Consider the following 25,616-nt stretch of genomic DNA (forward strand, 5'->3'; position numbering starts at 1 on the left):
CTTGAGCTTAAGCTCAGGCGTATCGCGTGCGCAATTGAGTCTCAGCATCCATCGACCTGCAGCAGGGATCGATGCTATCAGCAACATTTGATAGGGATGCTCTCATGCGGGTCTGGAATTTAGTGGCGTACTTTCTGGCATATGACTGCAGGCGGGAAGGGGCTTTGCTAAGCCGGCAGTTGTAAGAGACAGCAACGACAGGGCTAAATGCACAACGGGTATACGATGTAATACTGTCAACAACGTTTAGCAGCAACCTCTTTCAACACTTTTAGCCAGCCTTGCGCGTTTATACATCGTTTTACTCAATTGGGTATCGTTACAGTCTTCCGTTTGATTTTCTGACCGTATTAGTCATCCCTGATTTTCACCGAGGTTGATTGATGCCGCAGCCTGCCCAGGATTGCCGTCGCCAGCCTAAATTCTCCAGTCACCTCTTCCCTGATTTGTTGATGCGACGCAAAACGCCTCTGGATACCTAGGGCGAATCCATAAGAATCCTGATCGTGACATGTCAAGCGTAAGAAGGCACTTGTAACTGAAATCTTTGTTCTTTTAAATCAAGGGGATGGTGTGTCAGGCCTGAGGGTTAACATTGTTTGCTAAGGAAAGGTTAAATTCGTCGATAATTCATACCTTACGGAGCAAGCGGTATAACCTACTGCCGAATAACGTTAAAAAAAATTATATAAAAGGCTTTAACTCAAATGTATAAGGGTTAATTCCGTAAATTTGAATGCATTATAAATTAAGTTGCAAAGGCGCAGGGGAGCACGTCTTTGCCTAGCGCTTGTGGAAACGTTTGCAGTAAAATTATTTCAATTAATTTTACTTATTGGAGCCGTTATGTCTGAGCATGCGATGTCTGACCGCTTCCCCCTGCAGTTTGAATGGGATTACTGGCTGATCATTCTTTCTGTTATTGTGGCGTTTATCGCTGCCTTTATTGCTCTTGAAACAGCAGGGAAAGTTTCCTCTTCAGATCGAAGAGGTCTCATTTTCTGGCGTATCGCTGGCGGGACAACAATGGGGATTGGTATTTGGTCTATGCATTTTATTGGCATGCTGGCAATGAAATTTCCAGTGCTGATTGTTTATGATGTTAAGAAAACATCTTTATCCCTCGTATTAGCAGTAATTTCATCTATTCTATCTTTGAATCTGGCGGTATCCGGTGATGTATTAACTAAATTAAAATTAGTAGGCTCTTCGTTTTTACTTGGCGGTGGCGTTGTCGTGATGCATTACTTAGGTATGGCGGCAACAATGATTTACCCTGAAATAAGCTGGAATTTATGGATGGTTGCACTGTCTATATTTATCGCGATTGCCTCGTCAGCTGTTGCAATGTGGCTTACTTTTTACTTACGTATAGAAACTGAAAATGTTATCTTTTACAGAATGGCTGCAGCCACCATAATGGGTGGAGCAATTGCTGCGATGCACTATACAGGTATGGGCGCAGCACACTTCCACCAGGTTGTCGTTCCAGTTCAACATGGAATTAGTATCGCAGGTTTATCAGTATGGGTAACCACTACGACACTACTGATTTTAGGAGGGATGCTTTTTGTATCCATGTTAGATGCGCAGCGTAAAGCCTTAAAATCAAATATTCTGCTTAAAGAGATGAATGAGAGTCTGGAACGATGCGCTCTTTATGATTCACTAACAGAACTACCAAACAGAGATTTTTTTGACAGAAAACTAAAAGAGGCAATCCAGCTGGCGGAAACCACGGGAAAAAAATTTTCGTTGATGTATATGGACTTAGATGGATTTAAACTTATTAATGATGCCTGGGGGCATCATGTTGGTGATTTCCTTTTAAAAGAGGTCGCTAAAAGATTCAAATCTGAAATGAATGATGACTTAATAGTTGCCAGACTTGGAGGGGATGAATTTGTGTTATTCTATAATGAGGATTCTTTAATAAAAGTAAAACGGCTGGCAGAAAAATTAACAGGATTGATAAGGATGCCCTTTAAATATAAAGAATATATGCTAAGGGTTTCATTGAGCACAGGAATTAGTGTTTATCCAGAACATGGGAAAAATGCACATGAGCTGAAATTTACAGCTGATTGCGCTATGTACAGTGTTAAAGAGCAAGGGCGTGATGGATGGATGATTTATGATGAAAAACATCATAATTCTGAACATTCTCAGCCAGTGTTGCTTCAGGAGCTGACACATGCCCTGGATAAGGGGCAACTTGAGGTTTGGTACCAACCTCAAGTTGATGCACTGAATGGCAAAATTGTTGCCTTTGAGGCCCTGTTAAGATGGGCACACCCCAGAAGAGGAGTGATGCCTCCTGACACTTTTATGCGTCTGGCAGAAAAAACGGCTTTAATTTTATCAATTGGTAGATGGGTTTTAGATGAATCATGCAAGAAATTGAATGAATGGAACTCACAGAATTCTTCTGAACTGAAGTTGTCTATAAACTTATCTGAACTGCAATTCTATAATTTCCAGCTAATCGAAGATATTAAAAAAGCCTTGTATAAGCATAACATCTCTCCCAATCGGCTGACATTTGAAATTAACAGCTCCGCAGTTTTAAAAGACATAACCAGAAGCTCCTGTATTCTAAAAAAATTAAATGCTTTGCAAGTAAACATCTCTCTGAATGATTACGGGAACTGCATATCGGACATTTTACATTTACAGAATATTCCAGTCAGCGAACTTAAACTTAACAGAGATTTTGTAAGAAGTGAATGGATAAAAGAGAACCACGCTGAAATGCTAAATACATTCATTACTATAGGTAAGCAAATGAATATGACCATCGCAGCTGAAGGTATTGAGACGGAAGAACAGCGAGTGTTATTTTCTCAGCTGGGTTGTAATGTGTTGCAAGGTCATTATTTCGCTAAGGCATTGCACTCATCAGAAATAGATTTACTTTTTATGAGAGAAACTAGTGTCAAAATGCTAAACACGGCTTGATTTTGAAGTGAGCAAGCTGCTACTTTGGATGGGATAGTCATACATGATAATTGAATACTATCATTTACTTTTTATTCGTTTATACCACCAATAGGCGCCACAGTTAAAAAAATTGAATATATTGATTAATCTTTCTTATTTATTTGATGTTTGTGATTGTCGTATGTTAACATATCTATGATTTTTTTTGAGAAAGTGTCTTTTTTTAGAAGAAATCAATTTTTCATCAGGATTTGATTTTATTAACGCCTATAATTGCATGCGAGAGTGATTTTTCACCACCTGAAAGCCACAAGATAGCAACTGTTTTTTGGAGGCTGAAATAATTTATTTTCTTTTTTAGTAGTCGCTCGTTATTATTTTTAACACCACCTCTTTCAACGGCCCCTTAGCTCAGTGGTTAGAGCAGGCGACTCATAATCGTCTGGTCGCTGGTTCAAACCCAGCAGGGGCCACCAAATATAGTCATTAACAGCATACAAAAAGCGAATTCAGAAAGGCGTTTTTTTAATGTGAATGCAATTGCTACTTTCTGTACCCCGCATGATATCAACTTTTAAGGTTTCCCCTGATACTCGCTGCGTATTCTGGAAAAGTTTAACGGTCATTCGGCGATAACCTGAACGCATAACTTCTTTGTGAGCTAACGAATATATCCACTAATGTTCAATTTATGTCACCCTGAGACTGACTTTTATGCATCAATTCTCATTGAAAGGCGTAGAGCATCACCCTGTCCAGAATGGCACAGGCAAGGGTGCTGCGCCTAATGATCGTACGAGTCTGCTGCAGGGACGGTGGGCGCAGTGCTCTTGTCCAACAACGTCATGTATTACTCCAGACCTAGGTTACAATTTCCTGCACATTTCATACTAAGTCGCCAGTCATGAAGGATGAACCAGTCTGATTACAATAGCTGCTTTAGCTGCATACCGTAACAGCCAGCCGCTCGGTCGTGCATCTGCTGAACAGTTCCCAGCTCAACAGCCAGTTCAGCACATCGCAACCCTGTCCGAACGAGTCGTTGGCCGACATGCGTCCATATATGTATTGCTTTATTCTCACAGATCCGTTTTTAGGTGGTTCTGTCTCTGCAAAATTTGGAAGTAGTGGTTCAACTGCGTTACCTACTAATGCTCATGGTTTCTTGCCAACTAACGATCGTTGTCGTGCATTGTGCATTCCAGCTTCACCGTGTTTCTGCTGAAGCGCTGACCCTGACCCTAAATCCTGCTCCATTCAGAAACAGAATTCCGGCATGATGATACCTCCCCTGAGCGGAGGTTGTGCCGATGAAAAAGTCACGATTCACCGAAGAGCAGATTGTCTTTGCCCTGAAGCAGGCTGAGCTGGGTACGTCCGTGCCGGAAGTCTGCCGCAAGCTGGGCGTCTCCGACGCCACGTTTTACATCTATGGACTACCTCTGTTTTGCAAGCACTGGGTCAGGTTTAGGTTGTTGCTAACATCTATCCGGCATCAGGAATATGCCTGTGCCCAAATGGGAAATCCGCACACAGTCGCCTCAACACTTGGACGGTCTCAGGGACCAGTATAAAAATCAGGTTCCGACTGTGCAGGTGCAACCTGTTACCATTTTCAGTACGCTGCAACTTTCATCAGGTAAGCCTTAATTCAATGCGGGTTGATATTCAGTTTCATGCCGTAGGATCGACCAGATAATCCGGGCGTTTTTGTTTGCCACCGCGACAGTAGTCTTATTGAAACCCCGTCGTTCTTTTAACTGATTAACCCATTGGTTTAGAGAACCATCATTGTTATTTGTTGCTACCCGGACAACTGCGCGGGCTCCGTGAATTAAAAGTGTTCTTAAATGTTTATCGCCTTTCTTAGTGATGTTCATCAGCACCTGTCTGTCTCCGCTCGAATGCTGCCGCGGGACAAGTCCAAGCCATGCCGCAAAATGACGGCCGTTTTTAAATTCCTGACCATTACCGATCGCAGCAACAACAGCTGTAGCCGTTTTCGGGCCGATCCCTTTAACTTTGGCTATGCGCTGACATTCTGCTGATTGCCTGAACACAGTTTCGATCTCCTTATCAAAAAAATTGATCCGTTTCTCAAGATCTATGAAAAGCTCATAAAGTTCAGCAATTGTCTTTCGCATTCTTATGCTTAATCCATTTTCACCATCTTCAAGTATTAATGGAACAGCACGGCGGGCTCTGGACATCGCCGTACCAATTGAGATGCCGCGATCAAGTAAAAGCCCTCGTATCTGGCAGATTGTTGCAGTACGGTGATTAACTATACGTTGTCTGGCCCGATGTAACGCCTGTATATCCTGCTGTTCCGGGCTTTTCGGGGGGACAAATTGCATTGTTGGTTGCATCAGTGCCACCGCGATTGCCTGTGCATCATTGCCATCGTTTTTTTGTCCGCGAATAAAAGGCTTAACATACTGGGGACTGATGATTTTCACTTTATGACCCAGTTTTTCAAATTCCCTTTGCCAGTAAAATGCTCCCGTACATGCTTCAATACCAATCAGGCAGGCGGGTATATTGACCAGCGTCTGAAGTAAAATTTTTCGCTCAACACGCCGGGTATAAATCGGCTTGCCTGCCTGATTCAGTCCGCAAAGTTGGAAAACATTTTTTGCCAGGTCGATGCCCATAAATGCGATGTTCATAGTCACACTCCTGCTGGATGAATTATGTTCAGTTAAGCGCAGAGGGAAGAGGTAGTCCATCCCATTACCTGGCGCAATAAGTACGGTGGGATTTCTCCTTCAGAGCTGAAACATATGCGGCAACTCGAAGAGGAAAACGTTCGCCTGAAGAAGCGGGTTGCCGATCTGAGCCTCGACAAGGCCATGCTGCAGGACGTGCTGGCAAAAAAGAGCTGACGCTGGCAGGCCTGCGCGAATGGGTCAGGGACTTACAGACCCGCTACTGTGCCAGTGAGAGACAGGTCTGCTTTGCGCTGCAGGTCAGCCGCAGTTCGTTCCGGTACAGCGCCGTTGCGGCAGACGACAGCGCGCTGCGACTGCGCATCAGGGAGATAACCGAAACCCGCGTCCACTATGGCTACCGCAGGGTCCACGTCATGCTGAAGCGGGAAGGCTGGCGCGATAACTACAAGCGCATCTACCGGCTCTACCGCGAGCAGGGGTTATCGCTCCGGCTAAAACGCCCCCGCCGCAATAAATCTGCGCTGAAACGTCAGCCACAGCCGCAGGGGCTGTATCCCCATCGCGTATGGGGGATGGATTTTGTCTCCGATGCGTTGTTTGACGGTCGCCGGCTCCGCCTGCTGACGGTAATCGGTCTCTATACGCGTGAGTGTCTGGGGATCTGCGTAGGCCAGAACCTGCGCTCTTCAGAAGTGGCTGAAATGCTGGACAGCATCGCGTTGAGACGTCCGTTACCGCAACGACTGGAAACAGACAATGGCTCTGAATTTGCCGGAAAAATGCTGGATAAATGTGTGTACGAACGTGATATCCCGATTGACTTCTCACGGCCAGGCACGCCCACGGATAATGCCACGGTAGAGTCGTTCAACGGCAGGCTGCGGCAGGAGTGCCTGAACGAGAACGGGTTCATGTCTCTGGAGGATGCGCGATGCAAAATAGAGGCCTGCCGCATACACTATAACCAGAGTCGTCCTCATTTTGCGCTGGGTGACTCCATCCGAATTCGCCGAAAAATCTGCCGGTTGCCAGAATAAGCAACCAACCTGAAACCGGTTATTCCTGATTATGCCTGGATCATATTCGGGGTCAGGGTCATATGAAGACATTACTAACATCGGGGTGTAATAATCAACGGGGAGCAGGTCAACAACCCACAGCCCCGTTATTCTCTCAACCGCTGAGAAATGGTGTATCAGAGTTTTCAGAGAAAACAGAGAAAACAGAAAAAACAGAGAAACCGGGTAATCGTATCTAGAGCTTCCACCTATTCAGACCCTTGGAAGTGAAAATGCGTAGATACTTGAACAGGTTTTGAAAGTCTTCTCCATTCTGCCAGATGTCGAAGAAGCACACTGGTTAGAGGATTTCGAGCTGCTGGTTGCAAGCGAGAGCGAAAGCCTCAGCGAGCTGCTCGCACAATTTATGACAAAATCAAAGACCACTTTGGCCCTGACAGCTCAGAGCTTAAAAAAGTAGAAAGCGTGATCCGCCTTCAACGCATGAAAGCCAGAATCAGTGAGGCAAAGCGTACTAAGAAAGGTCAGAAATTGAACAATTAACCCGTACGGAAGGACCCGCGCAGCTTTCCCGATATACGGCAGGGCACGATCGATGGGGAGATGCTGAACTGGCCACTATCAGCAACATTTGCTGGATATGGAGGGGGAATTTTGTGCCTACTACGAGTGCAGGCTTAACCGAAAGCATGTTGAGCACTTCAGGCCCAGAAGCAGATTTTCGGCACTGACATTTGAATGGCGCAATTTGTTTGGATCGTGTGGTGATACCTGGAAGCAGGGGGTCGGTGTGGCATATTCAAGGATAACGGCGCGGGTGATTATAATGTAAACCAGCGGTTAAAACCCGAGGATGATAAGCCTGACGACTATTTGCACTTCCTGACCACCGGACAAGTAGTGCCCATTCTTGGCCTCACGGGTCATGCTTCATAAAGGTCAGGGAGGCAATTCGCATTATTAACCTGAATCGTGACCCGGCTCTTTTAGGTAGCCGTAGAGCTGCCCGGAAAGAGATGACAGAGTTTCGTAATGTGGCGATTGCATATGCTAATCCGGCTTTCTTCGATATTAATAACAGAGTTCCGAGTCTTAAAATTGCATTAGCATTCGCATGCTTCACACGTTTTATTTGCGTTCAATAATCGTTGAACAGGACAGAGGTTTCCTCCCAATGACTTGAACCGCTATTGTCTATGGGCCGCGAAAGCCTTTTTATTCAAACTCAACGCACGGGTGAGTTCAGGCTAAACTTAGTTTGCAGAATTTTAACCCTTGGAAAAACACGCAATGATATCTGGTTCATTTTATACAAATTAACTGGATTTTCAAAGTGGATATGATTGGATTGCCCACACACCTTTTTTTGGTTTTTTTAACAACGAACTGTCGGACATGACTTGTAGCATTGACTTGCTCACAGTTAATCTTCATACGCTGAGTATTCCTGCATCCCGGGCCAGAAGAAATGTGAATTTACGCTATTTAAGCTAAGCAGAATACCGTTAATATAAGTGACAACGATGGATTTTTTTGAAAACTTCTTTTTCCATTAAGCGCTTTGACCATCCAGATATTATTCTGTTATTGACTGACTTAAGTGGCTGGAAGTATATGCATGCCAATACGCTGACCCGGGCGTTCCAGCGAGTACGGTAAGAATACTGCCGGCGCCAAGACCCAGCCTGTGCTGCGTTCCTCGCTGTTATCTGTATGGAGTGAGATGATTTTTATATCTGATATAATCAAAAATACCAAAAAATTCAGCAGAGCCTATCGATCCCTTTTATTTAAGAAGTTTGAAAATAGCAAAAAAATGCCCCAGAGATAAGGCTGATGTTCAGTTCAAATTAAAAAGCAAGGCCTATTTATTAGGGTTTATAAAATAATGCAAGCATCTTAAATTAGCAAAAGAGCTTGCTATTGTTAGTAATCAAGTGAAATGTGAGTTTTTCTGAAGTTCCGCATTTTTCCATTAACTATGTAAAAGGTGTCGAGTGTTATTTCTGTAGTTTCAGGGGGTTGGTAGGAGTTTGGGGCGTGATTGCTTTGATTTTTATCCGTGTTTCCAAAAATTAGAATTGTCAAAACCCTTTTTATCATGGCTTATATTTATCATAGAATTAAATTTTTACTTTACTTATAAGGTGATAATTATGTCCAGTGAATTAGGTAAGGCCAGCGAAAACTCTATTTCAGCGGTAGCTGGGAGCGTGATACAACTCAAAGATATTGCGTCATTAAGAGCCACGGAGCCAACAACTCCAGGCGAAATTGCATCAGTGCTTGAATATACGAAGGGCACTAAAATGGGGGGCGGTGTTTTCGTTTACGACGCGACCGATACTGGTTCAGTTGATGACGGTGGCATAATCTTTGTCACTGCTGGAAAAAAACGCTGGAAACGCGTTGTTCTGGACTACAACTCTGTCACGGTTTTGGATTTTGGTGCAGTTGCAGATGGAAAAACGGATTGTATTGCGGCTGTGAAGCGCATGTTTGAGTGGTCACAACGTGTATTGCCTTCAGCAGGGATTAGATTTACTGCTGGTGTGTTCAGCATGTCGACTTTCGATATTTCTGATAAAGAGATTAACCGATTTAAAGTCACGGGCGCATCCGTAAATTTTGGTTATTTTCCAACTACTACTTTACTTTTTAACTGGGGCACTCAACCTCGTGGATTACACTTTTTTAAGGTACAAGCCCGATATGTTGAGATTTCAGGCTTTGTAGTGAAGGGTATGAGTTCTGATAGTGGCGGAGATGGTGGAACTTCATTCAACAAAGTTGGTTTTTATGCTAACACCATCATAGGTGGTCAGTTCCTTCGTGTCAGTAGCATGGAATTTCGGTACCTCGGAGGCCGAAGTTTAGATTTGATAGACACACTTGATTGTAAAATTGATCAATTCTATTCAAGAGGTTGTCAGGACAGTATTGTGTATGCCCGCTGGTCCGACAGGGTTGAAGGAGCATGGGATCACTCTACCGCTATTGAACTCTCAAACTTCAACCTTCAGCAAAGCACGGGTAAGCCTGTTTTGGATTTACCCCGTTGTACACAATCCTTTATCAGAAATGGCTGGATTGAACATTCTGATTATGCTGGCGATTTAACCAATGGACAATGGGTGATTGAAGGGCTGGCTATTGAATCAACCAAAAACCCACTTAAGCTGGGATATTGCCGCGCAACAATTATTCAAAAAAGTATCCATAACCAAAGCGCGGGCTTCGATTATAGCAAAGAAGGCATTGAGCCTTGGACCCTTCTTGCTGAAGGTGATCGAGGGGTGCTTGAGTTATCAGATTGGGGAGCGATAATTGGAGGGTCACTTAATTATGATTTCATTACTTCACAGCACCATATGGACAATCGTAAAAACGAAGACCAATGGTTTTATGTAGGGGAATTTAATTTCTCCGCGTCTTCTACTCAGATACATGTGAGGATTTTGGGCACAGCACAATTTTTATCACAAGGTGATACCCAGATTGGCCATAGTAGTAGAACTCCTGAAGGTGTTGCCCATATATATCTTCAGGCGCGTGATGCTGCAGATACTATCGGAAGCTGGTTTGGAGAGGGCTCAAGCCCAATAGTAAAAGTTCATATTGAAGGTCAGGGAGCAAGGACAAAACTTTATGTTAAACTTGCTGCTTATACAGGATTTGCTATTGCTTTGGTTGAGACTAATGGTAAAGATCGTTATCAGGCAGGGCTATGCTTCATATTCCGCAAAAGTTACACTGCATGCAATGCTGAAGAGAGCAAACGTCTCGATACAGCAAAAACGGTAGCATTTGAGCAACATTGGGTCGGAAATGACGAGGTTGGTTTTGGCTATAACGATAACAAAGAGTTGTTAATGTATGGCCCATATTTTAACAAGGATGTTGAGTACCAGCCGGGTAAGTGGAAGCGTCGCCATTTTCTCAAAGTTATAGTGAACGGTACTGCTCGCAGCATCGAATTACTTGATGCTGAAAATCCGGAAAAATAGTGAAAGCTGGGCTGGGCATTATTTTTGCGCGGCCCTCAGTTACTTAATGTAAGTCGAAATTTGCATTTATATTCCTATGTTTAAAGCTGTTTGGGAAAATGTCATCAGAATTAATTTAAATAGCGCGTGAGAAATTTGAGTTTGGAATATATTATGGGCTTATTCGGTGCTCTCTATGGAATGCCTGCCGGATATCTTAATTAAGCGTGGTTAAGTAAAATGAATTTTTATTTTCGAATATTGTTCATCATTTGATGATTTTAACATCAGTATTCAGAGGTAAAAAAATGAAATCTATACTATCATCTAAGCTTGAAGCTCAAATGGCAACTTTTTTTCTTTTCAGATATAAAGCGATAATAATTAAATACGATCAAATATCAGACATATTCGTCAGTGAAAGTGCCTTTTTGATGGGGGAGCATATTTCAGTTATTGTAAATAAACTTCCAGCTAATGACGTAAGATATATTATTATGCGATTTATATTTTGTTCCTCATCGAAAGAAAGGAATGATAGCCTCATGTTAGAATGGGACCCGGAACTAAAATTCTTTTCTCATGAAAAGAAAGCTCGATCTGAAAGCCTGCAACATTTGATCAAAGCTAATAAAATGCAGCTAACCTACCTGAGTATTTCTTCGCATCACGAATTTGACGAACCAGCTTTGTTACAAAAGTTAGATTCTTTGAATCAGGCAGGATCTACGTAACCACGCGTTGAAGCAATGTTAACTAAATTTCCATCGGTCACACTCATAATCACTAGTTTGTTCAACTTATGACTGACAGTTATCAATAGCACTTTGGTCATTTTAATGTTAAGGATTGACTTAATATTAATCAAGAGAATACGAGTTCAAGGTGATGAGCCTGTTATCCATATGACTGTATGACCTGAGGACTTTAGGGATAAACTCCAAAAAAATCATAATCGTGACTAGCATCTTATTTAACTCGACTCAGTTTTAATAAAACGTCATGGTAAGTATGCTTCGTGTAAGTCTCTTCAATGCAATCAATGATATACGTATCAGCATTAATCGTAGTGAAAGCGGATTTCATCCGTTTTCATTAATAACGATTATAATACTAAGAATCGCTGAATGTATTTTACAAAAACTTGACCTCTTACCACAACGCTTTTATGCTCAAACATTCTTTATTAGTTAGAAACCAAATCGCGGGCTATACTCTGGTTTATATCCTTGCTTCTCAACTTCCGAATAAAATTCTATCATTTTTTCTTTAGTTTCTATGCACAAAACATAACCGTCGGGGAGGAAAAAATAAACTTTTTCGCCAGGTACATATCCTGGGCTGTGCGGGTTAGCGGTTTCATTACTATGAAGAATAATATCACCGCCAACGTGACCTGCTTTGAATATTTCTTTATTTACTTTATCTATGCTCTTTTCCAAAAAGAAAGATGTATTTCCCTTCAGCGGGTCTTCTTCTTCGCCATATAAACTTTTTGATTTTAAGAAATTAAGGTTGAATTTATCAGAAGTTGCTCTTGGTGGTACAGATACTCTACGATAATTATCACTTCGGTTTATAGGGGGCATTATGCTAAATAAATCATAATCTGTTGTAGCTGGTAAGTGCTGGTTTTTAGATCCATTCCCGGCAGGTACGTTGGTCAACACTTTTACAGGTTGCATCTCTGTATCGTGAACTTTACCACTTTGATCTATCAAAAAAGATCTTTCTCCTGAGGGATACCTGGCAGTCAAAATCCGAAAGTTGCTCTCCGTTAGCTTTGATATGTGCTTTGTAGCCAAATCATTAGTCTCAGAAAATTTAATCAACCCTTCTTTTTCAAGAGTATTGATTCTGTCTTTCGTTAAAACCAAATCAATTGCAGTTGCACCGGCATTTATTGCTTCTTGAATGTAATGATGCTGAACACCCATTTTTTCAGCAGCAACCTTTGAATACTCAGCTTTTACAGCTAACAAACCAGCAGTGGGTCCGCTATCACTTGTTTTGACTTTTGTAAGAAAATTTTTGGCAGGATTACCGTTTTCAAGATAAAAAAAACCATGCTTATTTGGGTCTCTTATCCCTATTATGACATTCTGGTTTATCGCCGATGAAGAAATTGCTTCTCCAAACAATATTACATCTTTGGTTGTCAAGGTGAATTTATCCCAGTTTGAAGCTGAAGGCTCAATTGTGTTGTTTCTTTCTAAACGCGATGTACACAATGTTATATCAAATGGTTTTTGCCGGACTTGCCCAAGACTATAATTCTCCTTTTTCATAACAGGTTCTGCAGTATAAAACGTATTTGTGGTTTTAATTACAGGTATTTTGATTCTAGTTAAAATACGACTTTCTGATTTAGATACCCACTCAGGAAGATTAGAATGAATTTTAGATATCATGATGTTTACCCAGTGTTTTAATAAAAATTATTCTAACGGCAGGCAATTATATTTTCGCTTGCCTTTAATTTTTTTTGCCGCAGGCTAAGACCTAAAGTGAAAGCTTATCAGGCAGTTTTTTTTGTTTATACTGCTATTTATTACTTCTCCCTATTTTATATGATCAAGGTTGATTGAGACTTTGTGCCTTTGTCGCTAACAGACTACAGGAATGGGAATATTCAAATATTGATACAAAAATGATATAATATAACTTTACAATTAAAGGGTTCTCACCCTATATACCCATTTCTAATGGTAGGGGGGTTAGTAAGGGATTGGCTAATTTAATCACTATTAATGACCTGGTTCTGACCATTTTGGTTTATTAAAAGTTATTACTTTTTTTCATATAACTTTTAATAGCATCTTAGGGGTAGTCATTTGCAAAAGCGCAACACGGTGTTGCCGCATTAAACCTGTTCCTGCCTTCTGTGGGTCATGACCTAGCATCATGAATCACAATATCGGCGAGGTTGGTAATACAGGTAGATATATTCGTCGCACACTGGGCGAAGTCAGACTGCTCATACGTTAGTACCTTAAAGTCTGTAAGGATCATCAGCAGAAGGGAGTACTGATGACCTCTTACGTGTTCTTTGGCGGCATTTACGATGCTGATAGTATGTGATATCCATATTTTATACCGCTTTCAGACTGCCTGGTCGCTAAGATTATTGCTTAGCGGGTCTATCAGTAACTGTCGCGGCAAAGCAAAAAAAGACATTATTTCAAAACGATTGCGCAAATACAGAAATATACTCAAGGGATGAAGCGCACTGCTGGTAGTGGTGCACTAAATACTGCTGCGGATCTCCATAATGATGTATTCCACCCTCCTTAACCTCATGCCAGAGGGCTGCGGATAAGTTAAACGCCCGGCAGCAGGCTGAATAATTTCAGTGCGCTGATAACGACATTAAAATTTTCCTCACCGTATCGCTATGAATACAATGATATCTCCGGGGCCGAGCGGGATGGGCTATCATCTTTTAGCCTTCAGCACTTTTACTCCGTCGGGCATGTCTTGGTTGGCAACTTAACAAATATCTAAACGGGCATCCGGGTGAGGCGTCATTATTAATCATGGCGGTTGTTGCGCTTTAACTGCGCGCCTTACAGGTGATCGGTTTCATTGAGAAGTAATAATAAATGCCCTTCTCATAATGCAGGTTAAGCTGTAGGCCGGAACAGAGGCTGTTCCAGGATGAAAACATCTGCAGAGGTATGCGCAATATTGTAGCGTGGTGTTTGCAACATAGCGGTTCCCCCCAACAGATTTACCGTTCCCCAAGACCATCTTAATTATTCACAAGCAATGCTCAGGATATCCTGCAACACCATGAATAATGCAACAATTATGCTTCATACATGGTGTTCCGTTTAGCATCATTAATCGATCAAACATACCGTTATCTGTTTTTGCTTGCGAGGTTAAGTGATTCAGTATCAACCTAGCATTGAAAGCCTTAACACAGATTTGCGATGGGCTCATGTAATTCAATTCATCAAGAAAGATCGTCGCTAATCTCACCAACGGACAAGTAAAACTACGCTGAAACTGTTATCTATAGTCTCTAAAAATACATAAACGGTATTCTTGGATGAAAATTTACATTTGTTGCGGCTATTTTGACTGTTTTAACAGGTTTCATAATCCTGCCTGCCCTCAGAATCGAGAGTGGAGTTGAGATGGGTTTGAACTAAGCGATTCAGAAAATGTGCCATACCTTTGACAGATTGAGTCGAAATTGCCGGCAAGGCATGCAAGTTAATCACTCAGGAGGGGAACGTAGTAATTTCATTACAGTTAGCGGGTTTCAGAATGGCGAATGCTGAGGGTATAGGTGATGCCTTAACATCGTCGGATGTAATCGATTTTATCCATGAGTTGTACAAAACCTATTGACTGTCGCTCGTGCAATAAGTTGCAGTTGGATACCGTTTAAAACAAGAGTATTAATGAATTAAATTCTAGATGATAAAGTGAGTGAATGGAGTCTGTGCTAGCTAATATTCTTGTATGCAATATTACTTAAAGTATTTTTTATAGAATACTGAATCTCCACGGCTATCATAGTGCAAGGTACACAAATTCAAACTTTGATAAAAGTTGCTGCCGTAAAGGCAATACAAGCACGATTGTAGTTAAAAATATGTGATGGTTCCTTACTGAAAGGAATGATAATCATTAAGGCCAGAGAGTTAATTTAGGCCTGTTACTGTTGTTATGGGTAGGGGAGCAAAACAGCAGGCTTTTAAGCGATTCAAGGAAATTGCTTATAAAAAATACATTAGCAAGGCGACAGAAACTCTTGCAAAAGAACATTAAATAATCATTTTTCAGAAGTGGGCTGCTATGCCCACATCCCGGAAGTCTGCCGACTTCTCTATCATTTATCTAAAGTAAATGTTAATCAGATCAGAAAATCTTCAAGTGTTTTACCACTATCAAGCGCAGCTTTGATAATCGCGGGAGTACGTCCCTGGCCAGTCCAGTGTTTTTCCTGTCCGTTTTCAGTGTATTTATATTTAGCAGGGCGTGGCGCTCGTTTTGCACGCGGCTTGCCAGCAGGCTGAATTTTGCCTAGTAGTTCATTTGGATCGATACCATCTTGCTCAAGCAATTCGCGGTATTTAGCCAGTTTTTCTGCACGTTCACGCTCTGCGGCTTCATTTGCACTACTTTCTTCACGACGCTCACTTATCACTACAGTGAGTTTTTCCAGCATCTCTTCCAGTTCAGGCAGTGCAATCTCGCGTGCCTGAGCACGAAGAGTGCGAATATTGTTTAAAGCCTTAAGTGAATCACTCATGTAAATCTCCTGGTATTCGTTGCTTAACATGTTTTGTTTAGCGGACCATACATTATAGAATATTAGTTAGCGTTGAGCAGATGTTCAACCCTGTCACCACATAATTACATCATATTAACGGTGGCGAAAACACCCCCGAATTATAATTATTTTTTACTTCAGACTAAAAATGTAACTTTACCCCTATCTAAGGGTACTTAAGGCACCCGGAGGTAATATATTTTAACGCCGTATAAATTAGATCTTTCTTAAGACTGCCTTACAATACTCAAGATAAGCCATCAAGATTTTTGTAGGATCCTTTAGGATCTTAATCCTGGATCCTTTTTAAGGATTAGACTGAGGAGTTAATATGTGAGCTTAACACCCCACCTTGCCACCCGGGAAGTTATCTTACTCGATTTTTCTTAGCGCAACTAAGTTTATAAACGCCATATCTAACTGTTTTGATGACGCTTTCAAAATTTACGATTTTTATCATTAAGATATTTTTGCAACAAATAAGCAATGAAATGAGGATTTGTCAGTATAAAATGTCAAAGATGAGGTTATTTATACAGGTCTCACTTGAGAGTTAATAGGGTAGTGTCAGCATTTCGGAAAAGTATCAAACTTATCACTGATTATGTGGCCCGCACAAACTAACAGATTCTCCTTTGTGTAAATCATGCCTGTTAGTTTTCCTTTATAATTCAGGTTGTACCAGCCAGCTTCAATCTCAGCTGAAGTCTGCTAAAAAACGATGATTGAGGTCAACACTCATTATCATCCTCCCGCAAGTAGTTAATGATTTCCTGGTATTAACAATACCGCTGTCGCGGTGCTAGGGCATGTATCTTTCCTGAAAGTGTCCGTTTGAAATAGTTACCTTCTGGATCGGCTTGCTCTGCTTGCTCTGCTTGATATGCCGCAGTGCCGAGCTATGTTCAAAGTCTTACTGCTCCCGTTTCCGTCCTATAAATTTGAGAGCCAGATTGATATCTCTTGTGCCTAATAGTCGCAAAACAGCGCTGTACTACACGGAATACGTGTGAAATTAATGTTAATACCCTGACCATCAGTGATGGTCCGGCACTCCTTTGTAAAATTTTGATGCAAAAGAGTCGCTTTAACCTGCGGCTGATGGTCAGTGCTTCCTTTACTGAATTCATCGACCAGCTCTGGTTCAGATCATCCGTACGTCCAGTGTAGGTCGCCCTGTCGCCAGTCCTTTACGACGTTGTACGTATTTTACTCAGGTCGTGCTGACCTGGTGCTGGCATCAGGTGCGCAGGGCACACGCCGCCGACACGAGAGTCGAACATCCATGAAAGGCTGAGCGTTAAGCTGGATCCTTCATTGCTGTCGGGTTGAGCTGAACTTTTATTGCAGCTGGGCCAGAGCCTGCCATGCTACATACTCGCCGTTCTGTTCAGGCCTATATCTGTAAGGGCTTAATAGCTGGATTGATAACCAGAAGGCGGCGTGCTGAAGCACAGCGGCACTAGCGAACGGGCTTTCAATGACGGTTTCCTGGCTCAAAAAATACTAAAGTGTAATTCCCCGGGGCATGCTGCCCGCGGAGGTACCGCATTAAATTTCAGTTGGAGTGGATGGCTGATTAGCTGAAGAAAACTTCCTCATCCTCTGGCAGTACATCGGCAGGCGGGCTCACAATAACCAGTTGATGCTGGAGTGGCCTGCAGATGAAACCGATAACGACTGCTGTGCCATTAAGTCCAGACGACATCTGAGCTTTTCACAACAGAGCAGCCTCTGTAGCGTGCGGAGGCCAGGTGCAGCAGGCCTGTGACCAATCGGATCAGGCAAACGGTGCCGGGGCATCTTACGGCGCTGTGGCAGTGGGCCTGCCACATAGCAAAGCGCCCGCTGGCGGCCTATGTGATTATGCTGCGGCAAACAGGTTGAATAAACTTCTGCAGCGCCTCAAGCTGGAGCTCCTGAAGGATGTGGTGGAAAACTTTTTGGATAAAGCTCTTAAGAAGAGCTGAGCACGCCGCTGATGCCAGCGTGGGTGAGGTCAATGGATCGCTTGTCGGCATAAAGGTCGCGAGTACTGGCGCCCGGGGGGTTAAACGCTGAAGAAGTTTGAATTCGTTTTCCAGCCGGGCATCGACCTGAGAGTTATCAGCAAGCTGGCGGGTCTGATGTTCGCTGAGCACAATGGAAAGGTCATCTTTACGGGGTCCCGTGAGCGGGAAAATTGAACCTCCCATAGTGCTGGGGGTGAAGGTCACCTATGCAGGATATCAGTTACAGATCATGCCCCTGGATAATCTGATTACATGCAGGTAAATGCCCCACAGGAAAATCGGCTGAAATTGTAACGGCAAGTGCTGAGCTATCTCCGGTTTGATTGAAGGATAGCAACATACGGATGAATAACAGTCGTTATGATAAAGCGGGCTTCATCCTGACGTCAGAAAAAAGCTTCACGGACTGGGGCGGGGTATTGGAAATCTGTGCCCCGCTGGAGATCCTGAACAGACTGTTTCATCACTCAACCAAAGTGAATATAAGGATGAAAGTTAGCGTCAGAAAACAAGCGGAGGGCAGGAATGAATGATACCGTAATCATCAGACCTGAAATAAACAGAATAATAAACGTATCGTCTGCGGATGATACAATGCTGGATTGGTGATAACTAAAGGTGGTTAAAGAGTCACCTAGATAAAACTGGCTATTGCAGCATTAGGATTGCTACAGCATGCAACCAGATTGGGTCATAAATTGTCATGCGGATTTCTAAGTATTACCGGTGGTTAATTTGTTTAAGCTCATATAGATATTATATAATCTTGAGAGCTGAGTTCACAAACAAACCAAGGATACCCGTTCAATCACTGTCCACAGTATTTTTGAACGGGCTTGGGATGATACTGTAAAAATCGTGAGGACAAAATAGTGAATTAATAACGCGAACTATGTCGCCATATGTAACAAATACTATTTTCGTAAATCATAAAGTTTAAGGTTCTCCTCAAATTACAGCCATGCTAAAGGGGTAATCTTGTTACGAACCAGTTTACAATGAACCTGTAAATATTCGTCCATATCATTAGAGAGATTATAAGAACACGTTGGTGATTGCTCCTTTCCGGATAAGCGATTCATCCAGTCAGTAATAATTTCTTTTTGCACAATATTTGAGTCAAGTTTTGTCGCCTCATGTAACAATCCGAAAGCATAGCGTCTGAGTATTTCAGGTGATTCAAGTTCACTGCCAAAAACACCATCGGAAGTGTACCTGGTGAATATAGCAGATAAGCAAAGCAAAGTTTCTGCGGCAAGTTTGGTTTCTTCAGCTTTTATATCATAAACCGTCAAGAGATTCAGTATATGGCTATGTTTAAGACCACCCCAATCATGAGTGATATCCAATAGCTTTTTGAAAATATCGTTTATTTTGGTTAACAACTCTGTACCAATTTCTGAAGAACCTGTGCGTGATTTTGTTGCATCTCGGAACAACTTTTGTAATTCAGGATGCTGAGGAAAAAGTACGTTAAGGAGTTGTTGGTGTATCTGCGAATTTCCTTTAGAGTGATAGGGCTGTAGAAATATTGGGAAATGCCTCTGAAATAATTCCTTTGGATCAATTTTTCCTAAGGGTAAAGATGCTTTACCATTGGGTTGAGTGTAGATAAAATATTTCAGCCAGCTATCAGTTACACTTCGAAGCATGTTGTTGAAGTCTTCCCTTGCTACCACCATAACCAGAGGAAATGGTTTATTTTGTAGATCATGCTTTCCTGCTGGAAGCAAAATAAGTGGATCGTCATTTTTTTCCAGGTCAAGATTTTCAGTCGGTGTACAAACGCCATCTACCGGAAAATTAGCCCATTGATTAATTTTGGGATGGTCTAAATACTTCTTATACAGCATGCTTATCTCTGATTTTTCTTCATCATTACCGTTATGCATAATATAGTTTGTTAATTGGTTAAACAGGGCATTGAATTTAAGCATCTTCAGAGGAGTCTTATCAAATATTTTAATTGATAATGACGCCCACTTTTTTGGTATTTTTTGAAGTAAAGGTTTTGAGTCATACTTCATCAATATGCCCTCTAAAATATCTTCGCACCATTTGGCTATTGTTTCATCTTTATTAAATGGTGGATCAGTCAAAGTGGAAATTATTGATTCAGCAACAAATGAAAGTCTGTTTGCAAAAAATCCTTGCTCTTCTAAAGAGGTTTTGAGCTGTTTGACAAGATCTATTTTTTCTTTTTCAAAGCATATATCAATACTTTGTATAGATGTTAAGATACTTTTGCCGCTGTTATCATAATTTAAAATTGAATTTAGTGTATGTAACGACCATATTATATTTTGTGGAATCGTAAGATGAGCGTTTTTAAAATTCACACCAGAAAATACTGCCCCTGTCCAGCTTGCTCCGTTCAGTTTTGCATAACTTAGTTCAGCATTTTCCAGACATGCGCCATCCAGATTGGCATTTCGGAGATCGGCACCTTCAAGGTTTACACCTTTAAGATTTGCCTCTTTCATATTAGCGCTTGTTAGGTTAGCTCTCTCAAGTATTGCGGTTTCAAGATCTGCTTTCTTAAGATTTGCTTTGTAAAGATTCGCATCTGTGAGAATGCTGTTTTTGAGGCTGGCATGCTTCAATTTAGCTTTGTATAAATCTGCTGAGCACATAATAGCACTATCTAGGCAAGCATGGTTGAGATAAGCCCTGCTTAAATTTGTTTGATTCATACTCACTCTGGTAAGATTGGCTAAATCTAAAATAGTATCTTGCAGACATGCTTTATCAAGAACAGAATCAGTAAAATTCACTTCCCTTAAATCTGCTAAATGAAGGTAAGCTTTGGTCATATCTGTTTTAGTAAGTAGCCAACCGTTAAGTTTTGCTTCATCAAGATATGCTTTTTGTAAATTTATTAAACTATTCTTCGTTAATAATGGCTTGGTTGATGAAATTTCATGTTTATTTTTAAAATCCAGTGCGCGTGAAATAAGTTTAAAATCCTCAATATTGACTTCAATTTCTGGCAAGATATGATCATTGACAAATCGGTCAGATACATAAACCTTTACTGCACCATGTGGATCCTGTTTAAATTCAACCCTGGCATTTTTGAAGTCGAAAGAGAAATTAAATTTTGTGTTATCTGAAATGTTACCACGCTTAATATTTTCATATGTTTTAGCATGGATTTTTTTTGCTAAAACTATTTCGGGGGGCTGTATTAGAACATTTTTCACCTTTCTGATTAAGTTTAGTTCAGAAGTGGCTTTACCACTCGACATTATATTTGCCAGCGCTTTATGAGTCTTTATCACTCCGGATGAAACAAGAGACGACGGCTCCTGTATGTTAGTAAGTTTCATAAATTACCCTCTCTTGGTAATAAGTGTTGATTTTCGTAATGATGTGGCACGCATATATGCTATATGATGCATGTAAAACTCAAATAGAGATGGCATTAGGTATCTTATTTCTGTCATTTTTTGGTTAATTTGTTTAACATGTGTTTGTGCTGCATTATTAACCTTTTTATCTTATGAAGCTGGCGGGTACGGGGCAGTCGTTAAGAAATGGCTTTACAGGAATTAAACGAAAAGAGTAGTTGATACACTTTCAGGGTTTGCAAAGTCCTCCTTATTACTGACATTACTTTGTCAGTTACGGAAGATTGTAATTGTGAGTGGTTATAACTGAACGAAATTTATATTTTAAAAGGTTGACAGGTTGCATGGGAATGTACGGGGCTTTTTATTATATTCAACCTAATTGTATGACTATTTGTCCTGAAGTATTTAACAGGTGTTGTCGATGGCAAAGGGGCGGCTCTTGGCATTATATATAAAAGTCATGCGCGCATCCTTTATTTATTCGTGCACTGCTAAATTCTGGCTAACAGGAAATCACATATATCAGAAATTTTGGCACGGATCTTGATATTGAGTTCTTTACATTTCTTATCTCGCTAAATTAATAATGCTCTTTCAATTGTTATAATAATTAGCGTTTGTACACAGGTCATCTTGTTTGCCGGAATTTGGAAATTTTTTTATTTTTTTTAACATTTAGAGTTAATTATATCTCCCGTTTCATTCACTTTTTCCTTATATCAGAGTAATAAGCTACCTTCTAATGGATAGATTATAAATTTGCTTACGTATTCATCGATCCCTTTCAGCATAATGTGTGCCATATGTAGTAGTTCCGGTCTGTATTACTATTCCCTGAATTGGTACTTTCACGATGTGTTAAGCAAACCTTCTGTTTACTGTAAGTCGACCACTCCGCTGCAATGGTCCGAATCGAAAATAGTCACACTCTGGCTGTTCACCGGGGTGACACAGTGGTACTGAGCTTTGAGGCTGCACTTCCTATGGATAAACTTTCGGTTTTTCCTGTTCAATGCAATTTCCTTTTTCTGTATATTACCTGCAGACTGGCCGGCAGAAGTGTATAAGGTCTGTTCTTTAGCAGGCATTCTTCTGAATGCTCTTAAAGTCCAGTTAGTTCTGAGCGAATAAACTGCGCGGTTTTTATTGTGGTTCTCTCTTCGTCCCATCGCTGGCGTGAAAAATGCTCCCGGTTATTGATATTTCTCTTTTGCATCCTGCTTTTTCAATTGTCAGGTATAAAAATTTTTTTCTGAAATGGTCAAAGCGAGCCCGGTGGTGAGCGGTAACATTCTAAATAAGCAGCTGGTTGAGCAGGTAGCCCATCCTTATCCCGATTCTGGAATTGTGTTGGGGCAGGGATGGAACGTATTTCTTAACCGCAAAGTACCAACATATGCATTGAGGGCAGTGTGCAACCCTTTCGCGAGGTACGGCAGAATGCTTCGAATTTACCGTTTAATATACCACGTTTTTTTAGAATCCCTGTCAGGATCAGCGGGTGGGAGCTACGACCCGTTTAGCTGCATCGGAAGCTATATGAGGTACAAGACCTGCAGCTCCTATGATGCCAGTGTTGTTATGAATGTAGTCGTAGACACTGGTGGTGAGTTACTTTAACCAACAAATCTTAATGGCGTAAGTTAAGCAATGATGCATTGACGCTTCTGAAAAGTAATGATGGTGTGAGTCGTTTTCTGCAGGCCTGCGGGGATTCCTATGTCATGGCTGTTAGAGAATGCGGCAGAATGACCGCCGTGCTCAGCATTGCCAGTGTACCCAGAGCCAGAAGGAAGAGATCAAAGCACAGGCAGCGTGAGAGTTTGGCGCGTTAAGCGCCAATGCGTTTTTTTGCAAAACGGTCGAGATAGTCGCAGTCAGCATTAAACTACGGTCTCACATTGAACAGATTGGTGGCGTATTTTCTGGCACCCCGGTATCGCTGGACGCTTTACTGGAAAAATTTACGCAGTACAAAGCCGATCAAGCTTATAGTCCCCGATCGAAAGTCTTCTATATCCAGAACTACCGGATCTTACCAAATTGGTCTGAGAGCATTAACACCAGAGTGTCACCCGTCGATCAACGTTATTTCATACTTAGTGTATTAGCCCCCGTTTAAACCGGACACTTCACCAGTAAGACATAGTCATAGAACTATGTTTAAGGAGTGTCCTGGGCAAAGAATCGAAGTGATCACTGGCGAGCAAAAGCGCCGTCGTTATACTCCCGAAGAGAAAGCCCGTTTTGTTGCGCTCTCCATGCAGCCCGGCTACACCGTCTCACTCGTTGCCCGGCAATATGGCATCACACCCAGTCTTCTTTTTAAGTGGAAACGGCTCATGAACGATGGTGGGAAGTCTGCGATCGCCGCAGGCGACGAGGTGGTCAGCGTCTCCGAAGTCAAAACGCTGGAGAAAAAAGTCAAACAGCTTGAACAAATGCTGGGGCGCAAAACGATGGAAGCCGAAATCCTTCGGGACGCGCTTGAGATTGCCCAGGCAAAAAAGTTGATATCGCGCATGCCATTGCTACCACCCTACGATACCCCCTCATCCGAATAGCAGAAGTGCTCTGCGTATCGCGTCCGAATCTTTATGAACGGTTACTGAAGCAGCGCCAGCACCGGTCAGCCCGCTATAGCAAAGATGATGACGGTCGACTGTTACCGCTTATCCGCCAGATATGCAGCGAGCGGGCGACAAACGGCTATCGTCGCGTGACTGCACACCTCAATCGTGCGCTGAAGGAACAAAACTGGCGGGTTAACCCCAAACGTATTTACCGGATCATGCGGGCGAATAACCTGTTGCTGGCAAAATCTGGCCATAAAAAGCCAGAGCGCTGTCATACCGGCAACGTCGTGACACTTAAGCCAGATACGCGTTGGTGTTCAGATGGCTTCGAAATCCGCTGCTGGAATCGGGAGGTCGTGCGGGTGGTGTTTAGCCCTGACTGCTGTGATCGCGAGGCCATCAGCTGGTCGGCGACAACAGGTGGAATAAACAGCGTTATGGTGCAGGATCTGCTGACAGAGAGTGTAGAAAAGCGCTTTGACAATACGCTTTACCTGCCACATGCCGTTGAGTGGCTGACCGATAATGGCAGTTGCTACATAGCGGACTCAACAAGAACGTTCGCCGCCTCACTCGGGTTCATCGTGTGTACGACGCCAGTGCGCAGTCCGGAGAGCAATGGGATGGCTGAATCGTTCGTTTAAACGTTCAAGCGTGACTACGTGTATGTGAATGACCTGCCGGATGCGGTGACTGTATTAGAAAAACTGACGCAATGGATGGAAGACTATAATAACTGGCATCCCCATAAAGGGCTGAAAATGGAGTCACTGAGGGAATACAGAAGTTCGCTGCTGGTTATGAATTAACCGTGTCCGATTTAGCGGGGGCAACTCCACTTAGCTTTGACAATTTCATGGTTTTTAGCATGGATTATAGCCGTGCCATCACTAATCCGTAGGACTTTCTTAACTTTCCGCAGGACGGTGACGAAGCAGTGTATGCCAGTCATGACACAGCCATACGCTATGCGCGCAACCTGGATTTAATTATCTGGGCTTGCTTGAATGCGTTTGATTGCTCCACGGAAAAATTTGCCCAAATTTCGGGCAGGTTCCAGCCCCTGGCTCATGTCAACGACTTTCAGGCAATCGAAACGGGATTTGTGCTTTTGACCAGTTTTGTTGAGTTGGTACCGACCAGGGAGGCCGACGTCACCAGCGAAAATTAAGGCAACACGGGCGCTTAGGCGCAGGAGGGCAACACGCAGGCTGACGCCGTGCGGATGAGTGTGGAATTACCCGCAATGAGCGTGAGCTATTATCGCCTGCTCGCTTACTTACCTTAATATCGGGGGGGGGGGGAAGGGAACACCAGCTTCAGTGTGCCATTGCAGGCAGATGGTAAGAATCCCTGGTCAGATAACAAAGTCAGGCTGGCATTTCAGCGCTGGCTGATTTCATCCCTCTTGCGTCCGGTTTCACATCGATATTTTGAGAGAGAACCTTCTCATCCTTTATGCCTGACGGAACAGGAAATGAAGGATATCGCCCAGATGATAAACATTGATTTAAATGCGCTCAGAACCTTGCCGGGGCCGCCCTCAGCGCCGCCGACTGTTTCGCCACCTGTTCCGGTTAAGGCCGGACCGTTCCCGCACCGGCCAAATGACCCTTATAAGCGTAAACCTATGTAATGCCGCTAGAGAGACGGCTACGTCCGGTTTAAACCGGGCTGCGGCAGGGGGCCTGAGGAATAAGGCACAGGCCGGGTTCCTGCTACCTTCGCTTGTCGGGAGGGCGAGGAACTTGCTTCTCAGCGAGTCTGTCTA

At 42.5% G+C, this 25,616-nt stretch carries 11 protein-coding genes, 1 tRNA gene and 3 pseudogenes; 10 read left to right on the forward strand and 5 right to left on the reverse strand.

Annotation, left to right across the window (positions count from 1 at the left end; translation table 11 throughout):
* The first annotated feature begins 846 nt into the window (after positions 1-846).
* The 3 genes and pseudogenes from AAF463_RS23505 to AAF463_RS23515 all read left to right on the forward strand — a co-directional run.
* Entirely contained in the window at positions 847-2,958 is a 2,112-nt protein-coding gene (locus tag AAF463_RS23505) for an EAL domain-containing protein (protein WP_350262658.1), read from the forward strand.
* Positions 2,959-3,340: 382 nt separating this feature from the next.
* Positions 3,341-3,416 (forward strand) — tRNA-Ile (locus AAF463_RS23510).
* An 834-nt stretch (positions 3,417-4,250) separates the two neighbouring features.
* A pseudogene (locus AAF463_RS23515) lies at positions 4,251-4,367 on the forward strand (transposase); the annotation flags it as partial.
* A gap of 219 nt (positions 4,368-4,586) precedes the next feature.
* Here the strand turns inward: AAF463_RS23515 and AAF463_RS23520 are convergent.
* A complete protein-coding gene (locus AAF463_RS23520; protein ID WP_350262659.1) occupies positions 4,587-5,609 on the reverse strand; it encodes an IS110 family transposase in 1,023 nt (340 codons plus the stop codon).
* Between the two features lie 69 nt (positions 5,610-5,678).
* On the opposite strand from AAF463_RS23520, the pseudogene AAF463_RS23525 reads away from it, so the two are divergent.
* The 4 genes and pseudogenes from AAF463_RS23525 to AAF463_RS23540 form a co-directional block, all read left to right on the forward strand.
* Positions 5,679-6,662: pseudogene (locus AAF463_RS23525) on the forward strand (IS3 family transposase); the annotation flags it as partial.
* Between the two features lie 609 nt (positions 6,663-7,271).
* Positions 7,272-7,463: a hypothetical protein gene (locus AAF463_RS23530; RefSeq protein WP_350262660.1), complete on the forward strand. Its 192-nt coding sequence runs from the start codon at positions 7,272-7,274 to the stop codon at positions 7,461-7,463.
* 1,324 nt (positions 7,464-8,787) lie between these two features.
* Positions 8,788-10,638 carry a hypothetical protein gene (locus AAF463_RS23535; protein WP_350262661.1) on the forward strand — a complete coding sequence of 617 codons (1,851 nt, stop codon included), beginning with the start codon at positions 8,788-8,790 and terminating at the stop codon, positions 10,636-10,638.
* Between the two features lie 287 nt (positions 10,639-10,925).
* On the forward strand, positions 10,926-11,351 hold the full coding sequence (locus AAF463_RS23540) for a hypothetical protein (RefSeq protein ID WP_350262662.1): 426 nt from the start codon (positions 10,926-10,928) through the stop codon (positions 11,349-11,351).
* A gap of 456 nt (positions 11,352-11,807) precedes the next feature.
* Here AAF463_RS23540 and AAF463_RS23545 read toward each other — a convergent pair whose 3' ends face one another.
* The 3 genes from AAF463_RS23545 to AAF463_RS23555 form a co-directional block, all read right to left on the reverse strand.
* Positions 11,808-13,028, reverse strand: coding sequence for an anthrax toxin-like adenylyl cyclase domain-containing protein (locus tag AAF463_RS23545; RefSeq protein ID WP_350262663.1), 1,221 nt, complete (start codon positions 13,026-13,028; stop codon positions 11,808-11,810).
* A 2,456-nt stretch (positions 13,029-15,484) separates the two neighbouring features.
* A complete protein-coding gene (locus tag AAF463_RS23550) occupies positions 15,485-15,883 on the reverse strand; it encodes an H-NS family nucleoid-associated regulatory protein (RefSeq protein ID WP_350262664.1) in 399 nt (132 codons plus the stop codon).
* Between the two features lie 1,877 nt (positions 15,884-17,760).
* Positions 17,761-18,045: a hypothetical protein gene (locus tag AAF463_RS23555; protein WP_350262665.1), complete on the reverse strand. Its 285-nt coding sequence runs from the start codon at positions 18,043-18,045 to the stop codon at positions 17,761-17,763.
* Between AAF463_RS23555 and AAF463_RS23560 the strand changes: the two genes are divergently transcribed.
* Positions 18,010-18,090 (forward strand): hypothetical protein, encoded by an 81-nt coding sequence (locus tag AAF463_RS23560; RefSeq protein WP_350262781.1) that lies wholly within the window; start codon positions 18,010-18,012, stop codon positions 18,088-18,090. The two genes, AAF463_RS23555 and AAF463_RS23560, sit on opposite strands and share 36 nt — an antisense overlap.
* A gap of 170 nt (positions 18,091-18,260) precedes the next feature.
* Positions 18,261-18,449: an ATP-binding protein gene (locus tag AAF463_RS23565; RefSeq protein WP_350262666.1), complete on the forward strand. Its 189-nt coding sequence runs from the start codon at positions 18,261-18,263 to the stop codon at positions 18,447-18,449.
* 420 nt (positions 18,450-18,869) lie between these two features.
* On the opposite strand, the gene AAF463_RS23570 is transcribed toward AAF463_RS23565, so the two are convergent.
* Positions 18,870-21,164 carry a pentapeptide repeat-containing protein gene (locus tag AAF463_RS23570; RefSeq protein ID WP_350262667.1) on the reverse strand — a complete coding sequence of 765 codons (2,295 nt, stop codon included), beginning with the start codon at positions 21,162-21,164 and terminating at the stop codon, positions 18,870-18,872.
* A gap of 2,264 nt (positions 21,165-23,428) precedes the next feature.
* Between AAF463_RS23570 and AAF463_RS23575 the strand changes: the two are divergent.
* A pseudogene (locus AAF463_RS23575) lies at positions 23,429-24,654 on the forward strand (IS3 family transposase).
* Positions 24,655-25,616: the final 962 nt, after the last annotated feature.

Source organism: Pantoea sp. BJ2 (assembly GCF_040255075.1).
Classification (GTDB): domain Bacteria; phylum Pseudomonadota; class Gammaproteobacteria; order Enterobacterales; family Enterobacteriaceae; genus Pantoea; species Pantoea leporis.